Genomic DNA, 19558 nt, shown 5'->3' with positions numbered 1-19558 from the left:
GCTTTGCTACACGCTTCCTTCAGACCCCGCCTCACGACGACGCCCTTGCGTTTCGCTAGTCCTTCGCCCCATCAGGCTGGACAGGGGACTTGCACCCCCAAGCTGTTGCGCATGCTCGGCGCACAAAAAAATGACCCGGACATCGTCCGGGCCGTTTCCTTCAAGCGCATCGGATGCGCAGTGCTTACGCCTCGAGCGCCTCGAGCACCTTCCCCTTCGTCTCGATGCCGACGAAGTGCACCGTCACCGCCGCGATCAGCGGCACCACGCCCAGCAGGTAGAACGCCGGGCTCAGGTCGCCGCCGATGATTGCGTGCGGCACCACCATCGGCGCGACGAACGATGCAATCTTCAGCCACGCGCTGCCGAGGCCGCAGCCCGACGCGCGGATGCTCGTCGGATACTGCTCCGGCGTATACACATACGCGGTGATGAACCCCGACGCCATCAACCCGAGCGACAGCGAGCAGAACGTCGCGACGACGTACACCGACGACGCGTGATAGACGCCCGCGAGCGCCAGCGACAGCGCGCACAGCACGAACGACCAGACGATCACCGGCTTGCGGCCGAGCTTGTCGACGAGCAGCGCGGACGCGAGCGAGCCGAGCACACCCATCACCGAGCCGATCACCGCGAGGTTCAGCGCAAGCTGCAGCGGCGCGTGATAGAAGTTCTTGTAGATCGTCGGCAGCCACGTCGACAGCCCGTACTGGATGAAGCCGCAGGTCGCCCACAGCGTCGCGACGGCGATCGTGCGCTTCCGGTACGCGGCGCTGAACAGATCGGACATGCGACGCTTCGGGTGCTGGCGAACGATCTCGTCGAATTCGGCCACCCCGGTGACGGGCGGCAGCGGGCCCTTCACGGCCGACTCGAACGTGCTCATGGCCCGCCCCGCTTCCGGCAGTCGCCCGCGCGACGCGAGCCAGCGCGGCGATTCCGGCACGAGGCGCGTGAGCACGAGCGCCAGCAGCAGCGGCAGGCCGCCGACGAAGTACATGATCTCCCAGCCGAAGCGCGGCACGAGCCATGCGCCAAGCGCCATCGACACGAGCAGGCCGATCGGGAACACGATCTCGTACAGCAGCACGAAGCGGCCGCGGCCATGCGCGCGGGTGATTTCGTTGATGTAGGTGGCCGCGACCGGCAGTTCGCCGCCGAGCCCGATCCCCTGCAGGATGCGCAGCAGCACGAACACTTCGAACGTCGGCGCGAACCCGCACGCGAGACTCGTCACGCCGATCACGGCCGAGCTCCATGCAATCGCCTTCACGCGGCCATGCTTTTCCGCGAGCGCCGGAAACAGGAACGCGCCGATCAGCTGGCCGATCGCACCGGATGCGATCAGCAGGCCGATCTGGTTCGGCGACAGCCCCCACTTGTGAATCAGCAGCGGCAGCGTCGCGGCGATCGTGATCACGTCGAAGCCGTCGAAGAACGTCGCGGTACCGATCAGCACGCGCGCGCGGATCTGCATCGCGTTGGCGGGAAGCCGCTCGAGCCGGGCGATGATCGCGCCAGGCGTGGAGGCGGCAGCTTCCATCGTGGCCCGACCGGCCACGACGTTGTCGAAAGTGCTCATGCGGGGTGTCTCCGTAGTCTCGTTGCCCGGTCAGGCAAGCGCTTTGGTCGTGTCTGCCAGGGCTTCCATATCCACCGCCCGGCCCTGGTTCATCCACTTGCGTGCGAGTTTCAGTTCGCGTGCGTTGTTGACGGCGATGACACCTCTGAGATGCCCGTCGCCCACGAAAAACAGCGTTGCGCGCCGCTCGGCGAGCTCGCCGCGCACGACGAGCTGCGCATCGGCCGGCAGCTCGCCGAGGATCTGCAGGTTCACGTCATACTGATCCGACCAGAACCACGGAATCTCCGCGTACGGCGCGCGCACGCCGAGCACCGCCTTCGCGGCCGCGATCGCCTGGTTCTGTGCGTTCGCCCACGATTCGAGCCGCACGCGGCGCTTGAGCCAGCCGTTGTGGTGGTTCGCGACGTCGCCGCACGCGAACACCGCCGGGTCACTCGTCATCCCGAATTCGTCGACGACGATGCCGTCGTCGACCGCGAGCCCCGCGTCGGTCGCGAGCGACGCGTTCAGCGCGAGGCCGATGCCGGCCACCGCGAAATCGGCGTCGATCGTCGTGCCGTCCGCGAGCGTCGCGCGCACCTTCGCTGCGTCGTCCGGCAGCGCGTCCAGCAACGCGAGCGACGCACCGAGCCGCACGTCGACGCCGTTCGAGCGATGCAGGTCGAGCAGGAAGTCGGACACGAGCTGCGGCACCGAGCGCCCGCACAGCCGCGGCGCGCCTTCGACCACGACCGCTTCCACGCCGAGCTTGCGCGCGGTCGCGGCCACTTCGAGGCCGATCCAGCCGCCGCCGACCACGAGCACGCGCCGGCTCGCGCGCAGCTTCTCGCCGAGCGTAGCGGCTTCGTCGAGCGTGCGCAGGTAATGCAGGTTTGCAGTCCTCACAAGTGAATCCGGCAAGCGTCGCGACGTGCCGCCGGTCGCAATCACAAGGCGATCGTATTCGACCTCGCGGCCGCTCTCGGTACGCACGATGCGGCGCGCACGATCGATCGACGCCGCGCGCTCCGGCTGCCATGCGTCGACGTTCAGCGACTCGAATTCCTCCGGGTGCACGACGCGCACCGTCTCGATATGCGCGTCGCCGGCGAGCACCGCCTTCGACAGCGGCGGACGCTCGTAGGGCAAATGCGGTTCGTCGGCGATCATCACGAGCCGGCCCGCGAAGCCCTCCGCGCGCAGCGTCTTCAGCACCCAGCCGGCAGCCTGGCCGCCGCCGATCACGACGACGGTTTGCACCGCGCCCGGATGGCCGGCCCCCGGATGGCCGGCCCCCGCTTCGTTCGTTGCGTCGGTCATGATTTGCGCTCCGTCATGAACTTGCCTTCCGGCGCCTTCACGTTCTTCTGGCGACGCGTGTTGCCGTCGAGGCCGCCGTCGACCGCCCACTCGGCGAACACGGTCGGGCCCGGCTCGAACTCGCGCGGCTGCCAGTCGGGCGTAAGCATGTCTTCGTCCGCGTAGTACTCGATCAGGCCGCCGGCCGGATTCTGGAAATACCAGAAGTATGCGGACGACACCGGATGGCGCCCCGGCCCGAGCTGGGTCTGCCAGCCGCAGCGGTCGATGTGCATCCCGCCGCCGAACACTTCGTGGATGTCGCGCACCGTGAACGCGACGTGGTTCAGGCCGCGCTTGGCCGTAGGCAGCGCGAGCAGGAACAGGTCGTGATGGCCGCCGTGCGGCGCGCAGCGCATGAATGCGCCACGGCCCGGATAGCGGTCCGACGTCTCGAAGCCGAGCCGTTCGTGATAGAACGTCTCCTGCGCGTCGAGCGCATTCGTGAAGAACACGACGTGCCCGACTTCGACGGGCTCGGCCCGCTCGTAGATCGTGCTCGGCGTGTCGACGCGCAGCGTCTCGCCCCACACGTTCGACAGCGAGCCCGTCACGTCGAGCGCACGCTTGCGCGTCACCTCGATGCGGATCGCCATCCCGTTCGGATCGATGCAGCCCACTGCATCGTCCTGCGTGTAGTAGCCCGGCTGATCGGCGAGCTTGCCGCGCAGCGCGTCGAGTTCCGCGGCCGTCGCGACGCCCCACGTCACTTCGCGCAGCGTCGGGCCCGGCTCGAAGGCGGGCGGCAGCGCCGGATCGTCGGCCTTGACGACCAGCACGGTGCAGCCGTTCATCGTCTCGAAGCGCGTACGCGTTTCGTCATGTGCGACTTCCTTCAGCCCCCAGTCGGCGAAGAAGCGCCGGCACGTCGCGAGGTCGTCGACACCGTACGTGATCTGCTCGATACCCAAAATGCTCATTGCGTCACTCCCCTTCGCTCAGTTCGCCCACGGCAGCGGCGCGTCATTCAAGCCCCAGTAGAGGCTCTTCTGCTGCATGTACTCGCGGATGCCGAGACGCCCCTTCTCGCGGCCCATCCCGCTGTCCTTCCAGCCCGAGAACGGCGTGGAGATCGAGAACAGCTTGTACGTGTTGATCCACACGGTGCCCGTTTCGAGCGCGCGCGCGGTGCGCCACGCGCGCTTGTAGTCGCGCGTCCAGATGCCGGCGGCCAGGCCGAACACGCTGTCGTTGGCCTGTTCGATCAGCGATGCTTCGTCGTCGAACGGCATCGCGACGAGCACCGGCCCGAAGATCTCTTCCTGGCAGATACGCGCGCTGTTCGACAGGCCGTCGAGAATCGTCGGCTGATAGTAGAAACCGTCGTCGCGCCCGTCGCCCGACGGCCGCTGGCCGCCGCACAGCAGGCGTCCGCCTTCGTCAAGGCCGAGCGCCACGTAGCGCTCCACCGACTCGCGATGCTTCGCCGTGATGAGCGGCCCCATCTGCGTGTCGGGCCGCGTCGGGTCGCCCACGCGCAGCTTGCGCGCGCCCTCCACCAGTCGCTGCAGGAACGCGTCGTAAATCGACCGCTGCACGAACAGGCGCGAACCTGCGATGCAGGCCTCGCCCGACGAGCTGAAGATGCCGTACAGCACGCCGTTCACCGCATGATCGAGATCCGCGTCGTCGAACACGATCGTCGGCGACTTGCCGCCGAGTTCGAGCGAAACGGGTATCAACTTCTCCGCCGCGATGCGCGCGATGCCGCGGCCCACTTCGGTGCCGCCCGTGAACGACACCTTCTTCACGAGCGGATGGCGCACGAGCACGTCGCCGATCACCGAACCCTTGCCCGGCAACACGCTCAGCACACCCTTCGGCACACCGGCTTCCTCGCAGATGCGCGCGAGCGCGAGCGACACGAGCGGCGTGACTTCGGCCGGCTTCAGCACCACCGCGTTTCCGCCGGCGAGCGCCGGCGCGAGCTTCTGCGCGTCCGACGCGATCGGCGAGTTCCACGGCGTGATTGCCGCGATCACGCCGATCGGCTCGTGCACGCTCATCGTCAGGTAGTCGCCGCGCGACGGCGTCAGCTCTTCGTCGAGCGTTTCGAGACATGCCGCGAAATAGCGGAACGTGTTGGCCGCACTCGCCACCAGCACGCGGGTCTCGCCGATCGGCTTGCCGTTGTCGCGACGCTGCAGGTTCGCCAGCGCCTCGTGACGCTGCATGATCAGATCCGCGATGCGGTAGAGCACCTGCGCGCGCTGATGCGGCTTCAGCCCGGCCCAGTCGGCGCGCCGCCATGCGGCGTCGGCGGCCTCGACGGCTTGCGCCGCGTCTTCCGCGTTCGCTGTCGACACTTCCATGTTCAGCGACTGGTCGGCCGGGTAGAGGCTCGCGTAAGGCGCGCCACGGCCGCGCCGCCACTCGCCGCCGATCAGGATGTCGCCGTTGGGTACGAGGCTCGTATCGAATGGAGTCATTTCAAAAGTCCTACAAGTCTGTCTCTGGTCTGTCTCTGCGCCCCGCCCACGCCACGGCGTGGGCGGGTCTTTCAGTTGCCAGGGCCGCCGGGTCAGATCACGCAGCGGGCCGCGCGGTTGCGCAGCGCGCGGATCGCGCTGAAGGCCGTCAGTGCGGAAGTCTTCGGGTTGTCGGGCAACGGCTTGCCGCTCATTTCGAGCGACATCTCGCCGAACGCGCCGCGCGCGATGATCCGGTGCACGTTGCGCGTCACACCCGGATCGGCAATCAGGCGCACGTGCGTCTGGTCGAGGCCGAGCCCCGCGAGCGCGACCGTCGCCGCGACGTTCGCGTTCTTCGGGTACAGCCTCGCCGCGTCGCGCGCGCTGCCTTCGAAGATCACCTTCTCTTCGGTCATCGCGCGCAGGTCACACAATTCCTCGGCCGGCGTGCCGAGCCAGCCGAGCGGCGGCTTGCGGCCGACGTACAGCACTTCGTCGAGGCCGCCCTGCTTCGCGGCGGCCAGCGCATCGATGCCGCCGATCGCGCCGGACAGCAGCGTCAGCGTCGCGTCGCCTTCGTCGGCGGCCTGCGACAGCACGTCGAGCAGCGCGAGATCCGACAGCGCACCGATCGACGCGACCGCGCAGTCGGTGCCGGCCTTCAGCAGCGGCACGACGTGATCGACGAGCGCGCTGTGGCCCGCGCATTCGAGCGCGAACTCGGGACGGCGTGCGAGCGCGTCGACCGACGACACCACTTCCACCGCGCTGCCGACCGCGCCCTGCACCGCTTCGCGCTGGTGTTCGGGCACGATCACGTGCGCGACGCGAAGCGCCGCATCGTGCTCGACCGCGTGGTACACGGCCGCGCCGATCGCGCCGAAGCCGATCATCGCGACGTCGACGGGCGCATGCCCGTGTGCGTGCGAATTACGCATACTGGCGCTCCTCGGGCGCTTCCTTCTTGACGGGCGGGCCCGCGAACGCGGACGCGAATGAGCCGACCGACAACATGTCGACTTCGACCATCACCGGGCCCTGCTTCGCGAGGCCCTCGCGCACGATCCCTTCTGCCTGGTCGAGCGACGTGATCCGGTAATGCGTGAGGCCGAAGCTCGCGCAGAACTGCGCGAAATCGGGCTGGTGCAGCTGGACGAAGCAACGGCGGCCGCCGTAGTGCGCGTCCTGGATGTTGCGGATCACGCCATAGCACTGGTCGTTCATCAGCACGATCATCACGTTCGCGTTTTCCTGCACGGCCGTCACGAGTTCGCCGACGTTGACCATCAGGCCGCCGTCGCCGACGAGGCAGACCGTCTTCGCGGCCGAACCTGCCAGCGCCGCGCCGATCCCCATCTGCATCCCCTGGCCGATGCCGCCGCCGAGCGCATGCACGCCCGCGCGCGGCTCGAAGATCTTCAGCAGGCGGTTGCCCCACGTGCTGTTCGAGATCGTCACGTCGCGCACCCAGTTGTAATCGCGACCGACCGCGGCCTGCAGCGTGTCGACGAGCTGCTTGTAGGGCCCGAGACCCTTCGCGACATCGGCGACCGCCTGCTCGCGTGCAGCCGCGAGATCGGCCGCGAACTGCGGATCGACTTTCAGGCGCCCTTCGAGGCGGTCGGCCAGCTCGGCGAGCACCCGCTTCGAATCGCCGTGGATGAACAGGTCGTTGCGATAGCCTCGGTTGTCGGCCAGCGCATCGGCGTCGACGCGGAACAGCGGCTGCGGCAGCGCGAGCTTGTACTTCAGCGTCTCGTTGCCACGCAGCCGCGAGCCGACGACGACGAGCGCGTCGCAGGTCTTGTAGAACGCTTCGACAGCCGCATGCACGTTGAACGCGCCGAGCGTCGCCGGATGATCCTCGGGCAGCACGCCGCGGCCCTGCACGCTCGTCACGACGCCGAAGCCGAGCTTCACGAGGCGTTCGACTTCCGCACGCGCGTGACGCGCGCCGCCACCGAGCCACAGCAGCGGGCGGCGCTTGTTCGCGAGCGCGTCGGCAAGCTTCGCGACGCGCGCATCGTCGTGCTCGCGGATCGCGACGTGCGCGGGTGCGAGGTCTTCCGGCCAGTCGATTTCAGCAGCCTGGATGTCGATCGGAATCTCGACCGACACGGGGCCTGTCGGCGCGGTCTGCGCGATGCGCACCGCTTCGCGGATCGTCGGCAGCACGGTCTCGACCGTGCGCACGCGGAAGGCGGCCTTCGAGATCGCGTTCAGCATCGTCAGCTGGTCCGGCGCTTCGTGGATGTACGCGAGATCCTGGTCGAGATACGGCGTCTCGATCTGGCCCGTGATGTGCAGCAGCGCGGTGCCGGCGGTCAGCGCCTCGACCATCGCGCCGGCCGCGTTGCCGGCCGCCGTGCCGGTGCTCGTGAACGCGACGCCGAGGCCGCCCGACACGCGGGCGAGGCCGTCGGCCATGTTGACCGCGCCCGCTTCGCCGCGCGCGCCGACATAGCGGATGTTGCCGCGCGAATTGATCGCGTCGAGGATCGGCATGTTGTGGATCGAGATGACTCCGAAAGCGGTCTTCACGCCGCACTGCTCGAGAAAGGCGGCAATCAGCTCGCCAACCGTGGTTTTGTTAGACATGGCGTGCAAAGCCTCCAGAAACGTCGATATGGCTGCCCGTCGTGTAGGACGACAGATGCGTTGCGAGATAAAAGAGCGCCCAGGCGGCCTCGTCGGGCCGGCCGAAGCGGTTCAGCGGAATGTTCTTGTTGCGGGCGATCGCGCCCGTCCACCCTTCCCAGCTTTCGCCGGACTGCGCCTGCGCTTCGTAGCGGCGGCGCCATTGCCCCGACTCGACGATGCCGATCAGGATCGAGTTCACGCGGATGCGCTGCGGCGCGAGTTCGGTCGCGAGCGACTTCACGAGGCTCAGCACGCCCGCGCGCGCCGACGACGTCGCGACCATGTGCGGCTCCGGTTGCAGCGCGAGCAGCGAGTTCACGCAGGTGATGCTCGGCGCGTCGGCGTCGCGCAGCATCGGCAGGAAGGCACGCGTCGGTCGGATGATGCTGAAATACTTCAGCTCGAGTTCCTCGCGCCACGCATCGTCGGCCGTGTCAGCGAACGTCGACACGCGGCCCTGCCCCGCGTTGTTGATCAGCATGTCGGCGCGGCCGAAGCGCGCGGACACGGCCTGCGCGAAGCCGGCGCCGTCGCCTTCGTCGAGCACGTTGCAACGCGCGGCGAGCAGTTGCGCGCCCGGATACTTGGCGCCGAGCATCGCCTCGGCGCGCGCGAGACGCCCGCCGTCGCGGCCGCAAATCGCGACCGACGCGCCCGCCTGCAGGAACCGTTCGGCCGTCGCGAGGCCAATGCCGGACGAGCCGCCCGTCACCACCGCAACCTGCCCGGTCAGATCGATCTGAATCATCGGAGTCCTAAAGCCTTTAGAAACGTGTGCTCGTCATCCGAGCGGTAGTTGAGCCGCCGCGACAGTTCGGCTGCCGCGCGCTGCACCTTGTCGATCAGCCCGTCCGCGATCAGCGTCGCGTCAATCTCCGGGCGCGGCACCGTCACCGTGATGCACGCGACGATCCTCTGCGTGTCGTTGCGCACCGGCGCGGTGACGACCGAAATCCCGCGCTCGAACGACGAGTTGCTGACACCGTAGCCGCGCAGTGCATCCTCGCGGATCACTTCATACAGCGCGTCGACCGTCTCCGGCGTCGCGTTCGTCATCCGGTTCAGCGTGCCTTCCGGGTACAGCGCGCGCAGTTCCTTCAGCGACAGGTCGCCCATCAGCACATGGCCGTGCGTCGTCGCATGTGCGGGCAGCCGCGTGCCGACGTTTACCCGGATCGAACTGAACACGGGCGACTGGCTCTGCGCCTTCGCGACGAACACGACGTCGCGGCCGTCGCGGATCACGATGTGCGTCGTGAACCCGGTCGCTTCGCGCAGGCTCTCGATCACCGGCAGGCCGAGATCGGTCAGCTCGAGCGAGCTCAGGTATTCGAAGCCGAGCCGCAGCACTGCGATGCCGAGCTTGTAGTTGCGATCCTTGTCTGCGCGCTCGAGGAACCCGAGCGATTCGAGCGTCTGCAGCAGGCGGAACACCGTCGTGCGCGGAATGCCGAGCCGCTTCGACAGCTCCGGCGCGCCGAGCACGGGTTCGCGCGGCGAGAACTCGGCGAGGATCCGCAGCCCGCGCTCGAGGCCCGGCACCACGTAGTTCGCTTCGCTCTTCGCGGCTTCGGTTTCGTTCAGCAGGGGTTCGCTCATGCTGCCTCCCGCCGGGCCGCCCCAAGGAAGGCAGCCGCCCCCTCGGGGGGCAGCGAACGAATGTGAGCGTGGGGGTAGTTCATATTCCTCCCCGCTGCTGGTCGCACTGACGACAGAACGTCTCGATCAGTGCGGTGTACACGGCCGGCGCCTCGACATAGCCCGCATGCCCGGCCTGCGGAATCACCTGCAGCCCGACATGCGCGGCCGCGGCGATCCGTTCGCACGCGGCGGGCGGCGTGATCGCGTCGTTCGCGCCGACTGCGACCGCCGTGCGGCCGCGATAGCCCGCGAGGTCGGACGCGAGATCGGCATTCGCGAGCAGATGCGTCGCCTGCGCGTAGCCGGCCGGCACGATGCGCGCCATGTTCCAGCGCACCCATGCGCGCGCGTCCTCGCTCGCGAAGCCGGACAGCATGTTGCCGCTGCGCTGTTCGGCGAGCCCGGCCGGACCGAGGTCCGCGAGCATCGCGAGCCGTGCGTCGCGGCGCGACTCGCGCGTCTCGACCGGTGCGCTGCCGTAGCCGCCCGCGGGCGAGACCAGCAGCAGCCCCGCGATCCGCTCCGGCCACGCGCGGGCGAAGCCGCCCGCGACGATCGCGCCGAGCGAATGGCCAACCAGCACGCAGCGTTCGATGCCGAGCGCGTCGAGCCACGCATGCAGCGACGCCGCGTAATCGGCAACGGCCGGCGACGCGTTGCGCACGGGCGTCGATGCGCCATAACCGGGCGCATCCCACGCGAGCACGCGCCGCGAAGCGCCGAGCGCATCGAGCTGGCGCACCCACGACGCGGCGCCCGAGCCGATCCCGTGCAGCAGCACGACAGGGTGCGTGCGGCCGGCATGCTGCGCGCCGGCCTCGCGGTAGCCGATCGTGCCCGCCGCGCCGGCCGCGCAGCGCTGCTCGGGAAACCGCTCGAGCAGCGTCGCGAAGGCGGCGACGCGCCCGCGTTCACGTTTGTCGATGACACTCATCGCTTCACCTGCTCCGTCTCAGCGCTTGATCTTCGCAAGCGGCGAATCCGGCGGATACGTCGGCGTGATCGGCTTCGACGAACCGAGCATCACGCACATCAGCGCGTCTTCCTCGCCGATGTTGATCTCCGTGCGGTACACGCCCGGCGGCACCGAAATCAGGTCGCGCTCGCCGAGGATCGCTTCCCAGGTCTCGCCGTCGCGCTCGCAGATCACCTTCATCTTGCCGCGCAGCACGAAGAAGATTTCCTCGACGTCGATGTGGATGTGGCTCGGGCCGATGTTGCCGGCCGGGATCACCATCGTCGAGAACGTGAAGTTGCCGGCCGGCACCGTGTTGACGTCCTTCGCGACGCCCGTGCCGCCGGTGCCGACGTAACGCATCTGCGCACGGCGATACTTCGGGTCGTAGTCGGCCTGGAACTTCAGCGCGTCCCAGTCGTAGCGTCGCGTGGCATAGCGCGCGACACGCCCTTCCATCCAGTCGGCAAAGCTCGCGCTTTCCGGTTGATCCCACGACTTGCGTTCGATATCGGCGTCCGCCATCGTCCTCTCCTTGAGAATGGAAACCATCAGTTCATTACGAAGCCGCCGTTCACCGGCAGCAGTTGACCCGTCACGAAGCGCGCGGCGTCGGACAGCAGGAACAGCACGGGGCCCGTCACGTCGTCGGGCACCTGCGGGCGCGTCAGCGCGCGGCCCTGCAGGTAGTACGCGTGGCGGTCGGCCGGTACGTAGGCGGTCGCCTCGACTTCGGTCAGGCCCGGCGCGATCGCGTTGACCGTTACGCCGTGCGCACCGAATTCGCGGGCCTGCGCGTGCGTCATCGCGATCACCGCGCCCTTGCTCGCGACATACGCGAGCAGCTTCGGCGCACCCCACAGCGCGGTGTCCGACGCGAGGTTCACGATCGCACCGCGCCCCGAGCTGGCCAGGTAAGGCAGCGCCGCATTGCTCGCGAGCCACAGGCCGCGCACGTTGACGTTCATCACCGCGTCCCAGGTCGCGACATCGAGTTCCGTCGACAGCCGGCCGCCCGAGTTCGTGATCGCCGCGTTGTTGATCAGGCCGTCGATGCCGCCGAGCGCCGCCGCGCCCTGCGCGACGAACGCGTGGACGCTCGCCGGATCGGCAAGGTCGAGCGCGAAGAAATGCGCGGCGTGGCCCTGCCCGGCGAGCTGCGCGGCAAGCGCGCGGCCCTCGTCGGCCAGCACGTCGCCGAACGCGACCTGCGCGCCGGCGGCGACGAGCGCCTTCACGAATGCCGCGCCGAGACCGCGCGCGCCGCCCGTGACGAGCACGCGCCGGCCGGCGAGCGACACCACCGGAGTCGGCTCAGCCATGAGCGGACTCCGACGCGGCCGGTTGCGCCGCGCGATGCGCGTCGAGTGCGGACAGATGCTCCTGCGCGCGCTGGCGCAGCATCCGGCGCACGCGCGTGATGCCGACGTCGTGCTGGTACAGGTATTCGTGATCGCGCGCATTCGGCGCGAGGCTTTCGAGCACGTAGCGGTCCTGCTCGAGCACGTCCCAGTGCAGGCCTTCGAGGCGGTTGCGGTACATGAAGCGCCACACGTCGCGCTGCCAGCCGCTGACCTTGCGGGTGCGCCAGAAATAGACCTGGCAATGGTCGTCGTCGACGGGCGTCGCGAAACCGATGATCCCGAAGTTGCCGCCCGGGCCGAACTTCTGCTTGTACGGGATCGCGAGGCGCATCCACAGGCAGCCGGTCTCGCCGAGTTCGACCCAGTCGAAGTTCACGTCGCGCTGGCCGACCTTCTCGAACATCAGGCCCGTTTCCGTCTTGCGCACGCGCATGTCGGCCTGCTTGTCGCCTTCGGCCATCGAGTGCGACGTCGCGTGCAGGTACGCGCCGTGCATCGGGTCCATCACGTTGTCGATCGCGTACTGGTAATTGCACTTCCAGTTCGACACGCAGAGGAAATGCGCGAACTCGTCGGCGACCAGTTCTTCCGGCAGGTTCAGCGGCGCCGGCTCGCCGTGCGCTTCGTCGCCGAACCACAGGAAGATCGCGCCGGCCTTCTCTTCGACCGGATACGACTTCACGCACTTCATCCCTTCGAGCGGACAGTTCGCGACGGCCGGCACCTTGTTGACCGTGCCCGAGCCATCGACTTCGACGCCGTGATACCAGCACGCGAGGTTGCCGCCGAGGTTCCAGCCGAGCGACAGGCGCGCGCCGCGGTGCGGGCAGCGGTCCTCGAGCGCGTGGACCTTGCCGTCCTGGTCGCGCCACAGCACGATCTGCTCGGACAGGCGCGTGAGGCCGACGGGCGCGTTCGACACCTGCCAGCTCGGCGCGACGGGATACCAGTAATTCTTGATGCCGCGGTCCAGGTAGGCACGGACCGGGTCGAGGTGGGATTCGTGTTGTGCGGGGGACGTCATCAATGTGCTCCGGATGCGGTTGTCGGGTCGGCGGGGCGTGCGGTCATTCCGCGAGCGCGGCCATTTCCGCGCAGAAGCGCTCGGCGGTCCACGGCGCGCCGTCCGGTGCGCGGAAGCCGATGCGGTTCAGGCCCGCGACAACGTCGCCCAGCTCGGTCGCGCCGGCCTCGAACACGCGTTCGAGCGCGTCGCCGAGATCGTTCTCGTACCGGGTCGGCTCGGCCTTGCGGTTCTGCCAGATGCGGTTCTCGACCTGCCCCGGGATCTCGATCTGCCCCTTGCCCGCGACATTGTTCGGCTGCGGCGCCACCCACGGCTTCAGGAAGGGATTGAAGTTCACGGTCGCTTCTTTCATGTCATTCCACCTTGATCTGGATTTCCTCGCCGGCAAGGCGCACTGCGTACTGCTTCAGCGCGCGGCCGCCCGGCCCCTTCAGGCACTGGCCCGTCCTGATGTCGAACACCGCTTCGTGCAACGGGCACTCGACCGTGCCGTCGTCGACGAAGCCTTGCGTCAGCAGCGCGTACGCATGCGGGCACACGTTCTCGAGCGCATACACGTCGTCGCCGACACGGTAGATCCCGATCTCGACGCCGTCGGTCCGCTTGAACTCGATCGGCGTGTCTTCCGACAGCGCGCCGGCGTGCCCGGCGCAAATCCATTGTTCAGACATCTCACACCCTTCCTTCTGATCGACTCTCGATTTGTTCCATATCAGGAACAACGGTTTATGGATGGTGATTATAGGAGCGACTTTCCAGGAGAAAAACAAAAAGCTGCACGTCCTAGGGAAAACACCGACCGCGTGGTCGGAGGTCGTCCGTGGCCGCTCGCAATTTTGAGATTTTTTCTTATGTGCCGGGCATTTATGCCCTTTTTGAGCGGCCCGCCCCTGAGCGTTGCGCACGGGATGCGTCGTGCTTCGACCCGAAAAATTTATTTTTTTCCGCACTTCCCGCCACCCTATACTTCATTCCACCATAGGCACATTGTTCCTTATATGGAACATTAAGACGCCCGATCAGCAGTGAAGATGCGCGCAGCCGGCAGGTCGTCCATTTCGCGCACCGGCACGGCGCACGTTTTCATTCGAGTGAGACTCAGGAAGGAGATCCAATGGTCAAGCAAGCGGTAGCAGCAGCGGTCGTCGGCATCGGCGCCGTGTCGGGCGCGTGGGCGCAGAGCAGCGTGACGCTGTACGGCAGCCTGGATACGGGCGTCGCGTACGTGAACAACGTTGGCGGCCACGCCAAGTGGGCAATGATCCAGGGCAATACGCAGCCCGATCGCTGGGGCCTGAAGGGCAAGGAAGACCTGGGCGGCGGCCTCGCGGCGATCTTCCAGCTCGAGAACGGTTTCTATACGAACAATGGCCAGTTCGCGACCGCCAACACGATCTGGAACCGTGCAGCGTGGGTCGGTCTCAATTCGGATCGCTACGGCACGCTGACGCTCGGCCGCCAGACACCGCTATCGTTCGACTACCTCGACCCGCTCAGCACCGCGTACCTCGCGCAGAGCTGGTATGCGTTCCATCCGGGCAACATCGACGCCCTCGCGGCAACCGGCAACGTGCCGTACAACAACGCGGTCAAATACCGAACGCCTAGCTTCGCGGGCTTCTCGGCCGCGGCGATGCTGGCGTTCGGCAATACGACGAACTTCTCGACGGGCAAATCGGTGGGCGTTGCGCTGAACTACGCGAACGGGCCGTTCAAGGCGTCGGCCGTCTACTCGAACGAGCACGACCGCTCGGTGCTGATCAGCCAGACCGGGATCACGACCTTCCAGGGGCAGAACACCGCGAACGGCTATCTCGCGAGCAAGGTCGAGAACATCGGCGCGGGCGCGTCGTACCAGTTCGGCGATTTCCTCGTGCACGGGCTCTACACGCGCACCAAGATGCAGTCGAACGGCTTCTCGGATACGTTCCAGAGCTACGACGCGGGCGTGAACTACCGCACCAGCGCGTTCAACACGATCGCGGGCGGCGCTGCAACGTCGACGCTGTCGGGCAAGCGCTGGACGCAGTTCGAGCTAGGCGACATCTACGCGCTGTCGAAGCGCACGCAGCTCTACGCGAACGTGCTGTACGAGCACGCGTCGGGCGGCGCCCATGCGTCGTTCTTCACGGCCGGCGTGTCGAGCACTGCGAACCAGGTCGTCGTGCTGGCGGGGATTCATCACTCGTTCTGACGGCACGGCAGCGGGCCGCGCGAAACGCGCATTCGCCGAAACGAAAAGAGCGGCCCGCGGGCCGCTCCTTCTTCATCCATGACCGCGTTCGCAGCCGGCCGGCGCCATCAGAACATCGCAACCTTGTGGCGCGCATGCGCGAACGTCGGATCGCTTTCGAGCGGACGATAGTTGAGGCGCTGCGACAGATCGACCGCCGCGCCGCACACGGCCTCGACGAGGCGCTCCTTCTCGCGGACCTCGCCGATCTCCGAGCGCGGCACCGTCGCGGTGATGGCCGCGACGATCGATCCCGAATGATCGCGCACCGGCGCGGTCACGGCCGAGATGCCCGCTTCGAACGCAGCCTCGCTGACCGCATAGCCGAGCCGCGCATAGTGGCGCAGGCGCTCGTACAGTTCGTCGACCGTGCCCGGCGTGCGCTCGGTGAACTGCTCGAGACGCTTTTCCGGATACAGGTGGCGCAGCGCGTCGCGCGTGAGGTCGCCCATCAGCACGTGGCCGTGCACGGTCGCGTGCGCAGGCAGCCGCGTGCCGACATGCACCTTGACCGAGCCGAACATCGACGCATTGCTCTGTGCCTTCGCGACGAACACGACGTCGCGCTGGTCGCGGATCAGCAGATGCGTCGACAGGCCGGTCGCGTCGCGCAGCCGTTCGAGCACGGGTGTGCCGAGATCCGTCAGCTCGAGCGAGTTCAGGTATTCGAAGCCGAGCCGCAGCACGCCGACACCAAGCCGGAAATGGCGGTCGCCGTTCACGCGCTCGAGGAAACCGAGCGCTTCGAGCGTCTGCAGCAGGCGGAAGGTGGTCGTGCGCGGAATGCCGATGCGTTTCGACAGTTCGGGCGCGCCGAGCACCGGCTCGCGCGCGGAAAACTCCGCAAGAATTCGCAAGCCGCGCTCGAGGCCCGGCACGAGATAGGACGACGCACCGCCGGCGGCTTCGTCGTCGCCGGCAGCGGCAGGTTCCGGCGCATCGCCTGCGCCGGCCGCACGGCCGGCTTGACGCGCCGGCGCGGCGGGCGGTTTGGTCGCGCCGCTCATCGTTGTTTTGGCCATGTGGACATGGACGGAAAGAAATCGATCACCAAGGACAGGCCATTGCTCGTCGTAGACATTCACTCATGCTACCTCACCCCGCGCGCCGGTTCGCACCCGCGCGTACGGTCGAGCGAACACGGCCGGGACGATCGGCACGCCGCCACGACCGGGCAAATAGCCACACACAATTGAGAGGATATCAGCGATAGACAGCGATGCGCCATGCCTGCGCGCTGCCGCCGGCATTCTCAGACGGTCACCGCGCCGCCGAACGACGCGAGCGCGCGCTCGCCGGCTTCCCGGGCGTCCGCTTGCCGATGAAAACCATCCTGGCTGAACGCGACCACTTTCACGCCGACGCCCGCCGTGCGCTTCACGGTCAGCGCCCATTGCCATGCGCCGTCTTGTTCGAAGACGTGCAGCAAGGGTTCGAGCGATTCATGAAGTCGGGTCACGCAAATTTCTCCCGCCGCCCGCCTTTCGGTGAATGCCGATTCCGCGAGCATGCGACGCCATCATCCCGGCATCCGTCGATAGACACCGGCCCATCCGTGAGTCTATCCGAGAATTGTTGCAACGCACCATCAGTGATTTCACTCGGCTATCGGAATGGCGATGCCGATACATCGCCTCAGTCAACCGTGGCGATTTGCGGTGCCGGATCGGGCGCCGCGCCGGCGCGCGCGTCACGATCAGGCTCGCGTCACGCGTAGACGTGGCGGAATGTCAGGTTGATCCGCTCGCCCTGCACGGCCGGCGCTCTCGGCACGCGATGCTGCCATTCGGCCTGGGTCCGCCCGCGCATCACGAGCAGGCTGCCGTGCGTCAGCCGGTATGCGTGCGTGACGCCGGTCGCACGGTGCCGCAGGTCGAACACGCGCATCGCGCCGAGGCTCACCGACGCGATCACCGGCGTATCGCCGAGCACCGGCTCGTTGTCCGCATGCCAGCCCATGCTGTCCTGGCCGTTGCGGTAGCGGTTGAGCAGCACGCTGTTGAAGCGCACGCCGCACGTCGTTTCGACAGCATGCTTCAGCTCGAGCACGGCCGGCGTCCACGGCGCGGGCTCGTTGCGGATGCCCGAATACACGTACACCGCGTCGGGGTCGCCCTGCCACGCGGTGAGGCGCGGCAGCGGGATGCGTCCGCGCGGCGTGCGGATCGCGTCCTGACGCCACGCGACCTCGCCGGTCAGCGCGGCCAGCATGCGATCGGCTGCCTCCGGCGGCAGCCAGTCCGGAAACCAGTCCACGTCGGGCGCGGGGGTGTCATCGAAGAGGTCGAACGTCGACATGTCGGGCGGAAAACGAGGAACGCGCATCGGCGATGCGATGCATGCCTGCATGGTAGCGAAGCGCGCACGCGGCTGCCATGCTCGCTCATTCGCGGAACGCGGGCACCGCACCGCACCGCACCGCACCGCACCGCACCGCACCGCAACACGCTATCATCGCGGCGAGTCGCACCGCGCGCCGTCGCGGCGCCACCTCCCTTTTCGCATAAGCCGGCCGGCGCGACCCGGCCGCATTTCTTTCCGGATCCCAACATGACGCTTTCCGATTCCGCTCTCGACCAGCTATTCCTGAGCGCGCGCACGCACAACGCGTGGCAGGACAAGCCCGTCGACGACGCGCTGCTCCATCGGCTGGTCGACCTCGCGAAGTTCGGCCCGACGTCCGCGAACTCGAGCCCCGCCCGCTTCGTGTTCGTCAAGTCGCCGGAGGCGAAGGCCCGCCTGAAGCCGGCGCTGTCCGAAGGCAACCTCGCGAAGACGATGGCCGCGCCCGTCACGGTGATCGTCGGCATGGACATGGCGTTTTACGAGCACCTGCCGCGGCTGTTCCCGCACGCGGACGCACGCAGCTGGTTCGCAGGCAACGACGCGCTGATCCAGGCGACCGCGTTCCGCAACTCGTCGCTGCAGGGCGCGTACCTGATCATGGCCGCCCGCGCGCTCGGCCTCGACGCCGGACCGATGTCCGGCTTCGACAGCGCAGCGGTCGACGCGGCGTTCTTCGCCGGCACGACGGTAAAGAGCAATTTCCTCGTGAATCTCGGCTACGGCGATCCCGCGGGGCTGTTCCCGCGCAGCCCGCGCTTCGACTTCGACGACATCGCCCGCATCGCTTGACGGGCGCGCGTGTCGGACAACGCTTGCCGTCCGGTGGCCCGACACGCTGCCTACCGGCCCTGCGTCAGGCGGATCAGCGTGATCTCCGACGGCACGCCGAAACGGTTCGGCGGCCCCCAGTACCCGGTTCCGCGGCTCGTATAGACCCACAGATCGCCGAACTTCCGCAGCCCGGCGACGACAGGCTGCTGCAGCCGCACGAACGGCGGCCACGGCAGGAACTGCCCGCCGTGCGTATGGCCCGAGATCTGCACGGAAAACCCGGCCTTGCTCGCCTGCTCCGCGCTCCTCGGCTGATGGGCGAGCAGGATCCTCGTGCCGACGTCGCCGGGCGCGCCCGCGAGCGCCCGCACCGGGTCGCTCCGGTGCGCCGGGTCGAATGCGCCCGCCGTGAAGTCGGTGATGCCGGCCACCACCGCACGCGCGCCGTCGTGCTCGACCACCACGTGCTCGTTGAGCAGCACCTTCAGGCCGATCCGGCGGAACTCGGCAATCCACGCATGCGCGCCGGCGTAATACTCGTGGTTGCCCGTCACGAGGAAGCTGCCGTGCCGTGATTTCATGCGCCCGAGCGGCGCCGTATGCTCGCGCAGCCGTTCGACCGAACCATCGACGACATCCCCGGTCACCGCGACGATATCGGCATCGAGCGCGTTCACCGTGCCGACGATGCGTTCGACGTAACCGCGCTTGATGGTCGGCCCCACGTGGATATCGGAGAGCTGCACGATCTTCAGGCCGTCGAGCGCGGCCGGCAGGCCCGCGACCGGAATCGACACGCGCTTGACCGCTGCGGTGCGCCGCGCGTTCGCGAAGCCGACGACCGTGACCAGCACCGCGCCGACCAGCACGGCTTGCGCGCTGTCCGCAGCCGCGCCGCTCCATGCGCCGGCGTGTCCGAACTGCCGCCACACGCCAACGCCGAGCAGCACGAACTCGCGCAGCAACGTCAGCGCGAGCAGCGACGAGAAGAAGCCCATCACGATCGCGCCGACCCAGCCGAACACGGTCGCGGCCCACCCGTCGTCGAAACGCCGCGAGAACATTCCGACCGGAATCAGCACGCAGAAGCTCGCCAGCACGAGCACCGCGATGCCGCGCGCGACGGGCGATGCGAACGCATCGGGCACGATCCGCAGCCCGACGTACAGATGGAACAGCAAGCCGATCGCAATGAACCGGACAAGGAAACTTCGCATGGAACGCTCACCCATGTTGCGACACGA

20 protein-coding genes are annotated in these 19558 nt (G+C 67.8%); 2 read left to right on the top strand and 18 right to left on the bottom strand.

Going from position 1 to position 19558, the window contains the following annotated elements; genetic code table 11:
- Nucleotides 1-184: 184 nt before the first annotated feature.
- The 14 genes from DID96_RS31915 to DID96_RS31850 form a co-directional block, all read right to left on the bottom strand.
- A complete protein-coding gene (locus DID96_RS31915; protein ID WP_124603200.1) occupies nt 185-1585 on the bottom strand; it encodes an MFS transporter in 1401 nt (466 codons plus the stop codon).
- Nucleotides 1586-1615: 30 nt separating this feature from the next.
- On the bottom strand, nt 1616-2887 hold the full coding sequence (locus DID96_RS31910) for an NAD(P)/FAD-dependent oxidoreductase (protein WP_260464079.1): 1272 nt from the start codon (nt 2885-2887) through the stop codon (nt 1616-1618).
- Nucleotides 2884-3846, bottom strand: a complete 963-nt coding sequence (locus DID96_RS31905) for a VOC family protein (protein ID WP_124603199.1) — start codon at nt 3844-3846, stop codon at nt 2884-2886. The genes DID96_RS31910 and DID96_RS31905 overlap by 4 nt, the downstream gene beginning before the upstream one ends.
- 18 nt (nt 3847-3864) lie before the next feature.
- Nucleotides 3865-5355 carry an aldehyde dehydrogenase gene (locus DID96_RS31900; RefSeq protein WP_124603198.1) on the bottom strand — a complete coding sequence of 497 codons (1491 nt, stop codon included), beginning with the start codon at nt 5353-5355 and terminating at the stop codon, nt 3865-3867.
- 92 nt (nt 5356-5447) lie between these two features.
- On the bottom strand, nt 5448-6275 hold the full coding sequence (locus tag DID96_RS31895; RefSeq protein ID WP_124603197.1) for an aspartate dehydrogenase: 828 nt from the start codon (nt 6273-6275) through the stop codon (nt 5448-5450).
- Nucleotides 6268-7935: a thiamine pyrophosphate-binding protein gene (locus tag DID96_RS31890; protein WP_124603196.1), complete on the bottom strand. Its 1668-nt coding sequence runs from the start codon at nt 7933-7935 to the stop codon at nt 6268-6270. Before DID96_RS31890 ends, DID96_RS31895 begins: the two co-directional genes overlap by 8 nt.
- The gene (locus tag DID96_RS31885) at nt 7928-8725 is read right to left on the bottom strand and encodes an SDR family oxidoreductase (RefSeq protein WP_124603195.1); all 798 of its coding nucleotides are present in this window, start codon (nt 8723-8725) and stop codon (nt 7928-7930) included. Before DID96_RS31885 ends, DID96_RS31890 begins: the two co-directional genes overlap by 8 nt.
- On the bottom strand, nt 8722-9576 hold the full coding sequence (locus DID96_RS31880) for an IclR family transcriptional regulator (RefSeq protein ID WP_124603194.1): 855 nt from the start codon (nt 9574-9576) through the stop codon (nt 8722-8724). The genes DID96_RS31885 and DID96_RS31880 overlap by 4 nt, the downstream gene beginning before the upstream one ends.
- A 79-nt stretch (nt 9577-9655) precedes the next feature.
- Nucleotides 9656-10552, bottom strand: a complete 897-nt coding sequence (locus tag DID96_RS31875) for an alpha/beta fold hydrolase (protein WP_124603193.1) — start codon at nt 10550-10552, stop codon at nt 9656-9658.
- 18 nt (nt 10553-10570) lie between these two features.
- Nucleotides 10571-11098 carry a cupin domain-containing protein gene (locus DID96_RS31870; RefSeq protein ID WP_124603192.1) on the bottom strand — a complete coding sequence of 176 codons (528 nt, stop codon included), beginning with the start codon at nt 11096-11098 and terminating at the stop codon, nt 10571-10573.
- A 26-nt stretch (nt 11099-11124) separates the two neighbouring features.
- Entirely contained in the window at nt 11125-11895 is a 771-nt protein-coding gene (locus tag DID96_RS31865) for an SDR family oxidoreductase (RefSeq protein ID WP_124603191.1), read from the bottom strand.
- A complete protein-coding gene (locus DID96_RS31860; protein ID WP_124603190.1) occupies nt 11888-12961 on the bottom strand; it encodes an aromatic ring-hydroxylating dioxygenase subunit alpha in 1074 nt (357 codons plus the stop codon). Before DID96_RS31860 ends, DID96_RS31865 begins: the two co-directional genes overlap by 8 nt.
- Before the next feature lie 43 nt (nt 12962-13004).
- A complete protein-coding gene (locus tag DID96_RS31855) occupies nt 13005-13316 on the bottom strand; it encodes a recombinase-like helix-turn-helix domain-containing protein (RefSeq protein WP_124603189.1) in 312 nt (103 codons plus the stop codon).
- A gap of 1 nt (nt 13317) precedes the next feature.
- Nucleotides 13318-13635 carry a non-heme iron oxygenase ferredoxin subunit gene (locus tag DID96_RS31850; protein WP_124603188.1) on the bottom strand — a complete coding sequence of 106 codons (318 nt, stop codon included), beginning with the start codon at nt 13633-13635 and terminating at the stop codon, nt 13318-13320.
- A 443-nt stretch (nt 13636-14078) separates the two neighbouring features.
- On the opposite strand from DID96_RS31850, the gene DID96_RS31845 reads away from it, so the two are divergent.
- The gene (locus tag DID96_RS31845; protein WP_124603187.1) at nt 14079-15158 is read left to right on the top strand and encodes a porin; all 1080 of its coding nucleotides are present in this window, start codon (nt 14079-14081) and stop codon (nt 15156-15158) included.
- Between the two features lie 107 nt (nt 15159-15265).
- Here DID96_RS31845 and DID96_RS31840 read toward each other — a convergent pair whose 3' ends face one another.
- The 3 genes from DID96_RS31840 to DID96_RS31830 all read right to left on the bottom strand — a co-directional run bounded on the left by DID96_RS31840 (nt 15266) and on the right by DID96_RS31830 (nt 17495).
- Nucleotides 15266-16219, bottom strand: a complete 954-nt coding sequence (locus tag DID96_RS31840; RefSeq protein ID WP_124603186.1) for an IclR family transcriptional regulator — start codon at nt 16217-16219, stop codon at nt 15266-15268.
- 230 nt (nt 16220-16449) lie between these two features.
- Nucleotides 16450-16656 carry a hypothetical protein gene (locus DID96_RS31835; RefSeq protein WP_124603185.1) on the bottom strand — a complete coding sequence of 69 codons (207 nt, stop codon included), beginning with the start codon at nt 16654-16656 and terminating at the stop codon, nt 16450-16452.
- Between the two features lie 248 nt (nt 16657-16904).
- On the bottom strand, nt 16905-17495 hold the full coding sequence (locus DID96_RS31830) for an alpha-ketoglutarate-dependent dioxygenase AlkB (RefSeq protein ID WP_124603203.1): 591 nt from the start codon (nt 17493-17495) through the stop codon (nt 16905-16907).
- A gap of 252 nt (nt 17496-17747) precedes the next feature.
- Between DID96_RS31830 and DID96_RS31825 the strand changes: the two genes are divergently transcribed.
- Nucleotides 17748-18332, top strand: a complete 585-nt coding sequence (locus DID96_RS31825; RefSeq protein WP_124603184.1) for a malonic semialdehyde reductase — start codon at nt 17748-17750, stop codon at nt 18330-18332.
- Between the two features lie 50 nt (nt 18333-18382).
- Here the strand turns inward: DID96_RS31825 and DID96_RS31820 are convergent, their stop codons facing one another.
- Complete coding sequence (locus DID96_RS31820) at nt 18383-19531, bottom strand: metallophosphoesterase (RefSeq protein WP_124603183.1); 1149 nt, start codon at nt 19529-19531, stop codon at nt 18383-18385.
- Nucleotides 19532-19558 lie beyond the last annotated feature (27 nt).

This window comes from Burkholderia sp. Bp8963 (assembly GCF_003854275.1).
Lineage (GTDB): Bacteria > Pseudomonadota > Gammaproteobacteria > Burkholderiales > Burkholderiaceae > Burkholderia.
This window is presented reverse-complemented; position numbering and strand designations above follow the sequence as displayed.